The sequence below is a fragment of the Acinetobacter sp. 766875 genome, assembly GCF_000582055.1.
Classification (GTDB): domain Bacteria; phylum Pseudomonadota; class Gammaproteobacteria; order Pseudomonadales; family Moraxellaceae; genus Acinetobacter; species Acinetobacter nosocomialis.
The window spans coordinates 1-3597 of the sequence record NZ_JEXX01000044.1 but is presented as its reverse complement, the minus strand read 5'-3'; the positions used below and the strand labels follow the sequence as shown (position 1 = coordinate 3597).

Below are 3597 nucleotides of genomic sequence, written 5' to 3'. Positions count from 1 at the left end.
CGTTCACCATTTAACTCCTGCTGTACAGCTTGAATACGCGTACCACGCATACCAATACACGCACCTACAGGGTCAATACGGTGATCATTTGTTTTAACTGCAATTTTAGCACGGACACCTGGTTGGCGTGCCGCTGCTTTAATTTCGATAATCTCTTCAGAAATTTCAGGAATTTCTTTTTTCATTAAAGCGATTAACATTTCAGGCTTAGCGCGTGATAACAATAACTGAGCGCCGCGGCCTTCACGGTTAACATTATATAAGATAGCGTTTACACGTTGCTTTGGACGAAGAATTTCTTTAGGAATCATTTCTTCGCGAGCAAGATAAGCTTCTGCGTTGTCGCCTAAATCAATGATGAAACCATCTTTGGTTTGTTTTTTCACTTCACCGTAGATTAACTCGCCCACTTTAGATTCGTATGCATCAGCAACTAAAGCACGCTCAGCTTCACGGATTTTTTGTACGATAACCTGTTTTGCAATTTGCGCAGCAATACGGCCAAACTCGATAGATTCAACTTCAAGTTCACGCACATCACCAATTGACCATTTCGATGGATCAACATCAGAGATCGCATCTTGGCAAGCTGGCATTTCATGATCTTCATCCGCCACTACAGTCCATTGACGGAATGTACGGTAATCACCAGTTTTACGATCAATCTCTACACGAAGCTGAGCTTCTTCAGCATGCGTACCTTCGTAAAATCTTTTCTTCGTTGCAGCAACTAGAGCTTGTTCTAAAGCCTCGAAGATCGCTTCACGACTAACACCTTTTTCATTACTAACCGTTTCTACAACGGTAAGAATTTCGCGGCCCATAAGTCACCTACCGATTTCTTATATAATTTAAATAAATTTAATCTTGATAGATCAAGTTTGCTTTATCGATATTGTTGCTGTCGATATCAAGCACATGCTTTCCTTCAACTTCAACCTTAATCTCTTCATTTTCAAGGTCTACAGCAAGGAGTTTTGCTTGAAATTTACGGCGATTTTCTACTGCTGCAATTAAACGCAAAGCAACTTGTTGTCCAATATAGCTTTGCAACTGTTCAAGTTGAAAAAATGGGCGATCCCAACCTGGTGAAGAAACTTCTAAAGAATATTCACCTGAAATCGGATCATGAACATCCAACATCGCGCCGACTTGTTGTGTAACACGTACACAATCTTGTACGCCAATACCACGACCTTGTTCTACTTCACCATCTTCATTAATCACTGGTTCAGCGTTTTCATCAACCGGTCTATCGATATAAATACGCAATAATGAACGTTTACCTTGTGGAAGGAATTCGATTCCCCACAGGTCAACACCACATGCCTGCACTGCTGGAGCAATCATGTCATACAATGCTTGGGATTTATTTGATAATTTCATTTACTCTCGTCATTCTCGTGCGATTCAATCGGTTGTTTTAACCGACACAGACCTACTATAGTGAAGCATGACTATTTGACCAATTGATGTCGACACTACACGATAGCGATACGATAACCAATAAAAAAGGGCGTTAATCGCCCCTATGTAGCACAGAAAACAATAGTCCACTGTGCAAAAAGGCCCACCTGTCTGTGAGCCTCTTTTAAGAAACTTGGTAGCGGGAGCTGGATTTGAACCAACGACCTTCGGGTTATGAGCCCGACGAGCTACCAGACTGCTCCATCCCGCATCAACGTGCAAAAATTATATACAAATATCGAAAAAAGTCAATGTAAACTTTACAATATTCGTTTGATTAAGTTGCACCTTAATCAAATTGGTAGCGGGAGCTGGATTTGAACCAACGACCTTCGGGTTATGAGCCCGACGAGCTACCAGACTGCTCCATCCCGCATCAATAAACTGCTTGCACTCAACTTTCTGGTTCAAAGTTGGTGCGGAAGGGGGGACTTGAACCCCCACGCCCGAAGGCACTACCACCTCAAGGTAGCGTGTCTACCAATTCCACCACCACCGCAGCTTGTGGGACGCATTCTAGTCCTTCCAACTGCAAAAGGAAAGCCTTATTTCGAATTATTGACCCGTTTTTGGTGCATTTGGTGAAGTTTCAGGCGATGTTGTTTGAGCTGGTGCTGTTGTTTGTACAGTTTTCAAACTATATGCCTCTGTAGTCTGTTTTTTTGCAAAAACAGCAAGAGTCAAACTCGTTACAAAAAACAATGCAGTTAAAACAGCAGTCAGGCGAGTAAGGAAGTTACCCGAACCAGATGCACCAAATACAGTTGCTGCACCGCCACCACCAAAAGAAGCACCAGCATCTGCGCCTTTACCATGTTGCACTAAAATCAATGCAATCATCAGTACAGCTAAAATAATATGTACAACAAGTACAAAAGAGTGCATACCCTATCCTCGTTATTTGCTTTGCGCGAAGGCTTGTACAATTTGATAAAAAGATGCTGCATTTAATGAAGCACCACCCACCAACGCACCATTAATATCTGGACATGCAGCTAATTCAACAGCATTTTCAGCTTTTACACTACCACCATATAAAATAGCAATACTTGAACCCGCTGAAGTAAGCTGGCATAAGCCTTCACGAATTTTAGCGTGCATTGCTTGCGCATCTTGTGGTGAAGCTGTTTTACCAGTACCAATTGCCCAAATCGGCTCATAAGCAATTACGACTTGGTTTTGCCACTGTTCAGCAGTCACTACAGGTGCAATATCACAAATTTGTTGTAAAACAACTTGCTCTGCATGGCCTTGCTCACGCTGTTCAAGACTTTCGCCCACACAATAAATGACAGTCAAGCCCGCATTTAATGCATTTTGGAGTTTCGCCTTCAAAATTTCAACGTTATCGCCAAAAATATCACGGCGTTCAGAGTGTCCGACCAATACGAAATTAATTTGGCTATCTTTTAATAATTCTGCACTAACTTCGCCAGTATAAGCACCTGTACCTGCAATACGCGATACATCTTGCGCAACTGTATATACCGTTCTTGCAGCATCCTGAAATTGCGCCTGTACTGTTGTAAGTGCAATAGAAACAGGGGCAACGCCCACATGGCAGCTTTCATCTGCAATTTGGTTTTGTTGCAATAATTGTTTAAATTCTTCTATAAGTTGGTTGGCGTTAGCACGCATTGGATTCATTTTCCAGTTGCCAACTACCCAAGGCGTAATCGTCGAACCCGACATACTGCTCACCTTTCATCAAAAATGCAGCACATTCTACACGCATTTATACAAATTTCAGATACTTTTCTTTAAAGGGATTACTTATATCTTTTCTTCTCTTTGAAATTAAGAAAAACTTTATAGCCATTCGAAGTTAAACATTCTAAAAATTAATCTTTAAAAACTTCGACTAGTTCAAGCTTTAATAGCTCGAGTAAGACTAGAGCAACACTTTATAAGGTAGTAATTTTACATAACAAAAGTATAATTTTTCATATACCAATTATAAACACATTAGCATAGGCAGGCAGATGTCAGTATTACATACATCTCCAAAATTTACGGGGTTTTTTCGGCGTTTAGTCGAAGAAAAGCATGTGTCGGCAGCGACCATGCAAAATGCATTAGATGCAGCAAAGAGAGCCAAGCAGGATACAGTCGCATATTTAATTGAAGAGG

Annotated in this window: 4 protein-coding genes and 3 tRNA genes; all 7 read right to left on the bottom strand. The window is 41.1% G+C overall.

The window, feature by feature from the left end; translation table 11 throughout:
• A partial coding sequence (gene nusA, locus J576_RS19095; protein ID WP_033855740.1) for a transcription termination factor NusA occupies window positions 1–824 on the bottom strand: 824 nt, incomplete at its 3' end.
• Between the two features lie 37 nt (window positions 825–861).
• Window positions 862–1386 (bottom strand): ribosome maturation factor RimP, encoded by a 525-nt coding sequence (gene rimP / locus J576_RS19090; RefSeq protein ID WP_002157009.1) that lies wholly within the window; start codon window positions 1384–1386, stop codon window positions 862–864.
• A 215-nt stretch (window positions 1387–1601) separates the two neighbouring features.
• A tRNA-Met gene (locus J576_RS19085) sits at window positions 1602–1678 on the bottom strand.
• A gap of 88 nt (window positions 1679–1766) precedes the next feature.
• A tRNA-Met gene (locus J576_RS19080) sits at window positions 1767–1843 on the bottom strand.
• Window positions 1844–1881: 38 nt separating this feature from the next.
• Window positions 1882–1966, bottom strand: a tRNA-Leu gene (locus J576_RS19075).
• A 56-nt stretch (window positions 1967–2022) separates the two neighbouring features.
• On the bottom strand, window positions 2023–2352 hold the full coding sequence (secG, locus tag J576_RS19070) for a preprotein translocase subunit SecG (protein ID WP_002156913.1): 330 nt from the start codon (window positions 2350–2352) through the stop codon (window positions 2023–2025).
• Between the two features lie 12 nt (window positions 2353–2364).
• Window positions 2365–3159, bottom strand: a complete 795-nt coding sequence (gene tpiA / locus J576_RS19065) for a triose-phosphate isomerase (RefSeq protein ID WP_002156912.1) — start codon at window positions 3157–3159, stop codon at window positions 2365–2367.
• Window positions 3160–3597 lie beyond the last annotated feature (438 nt).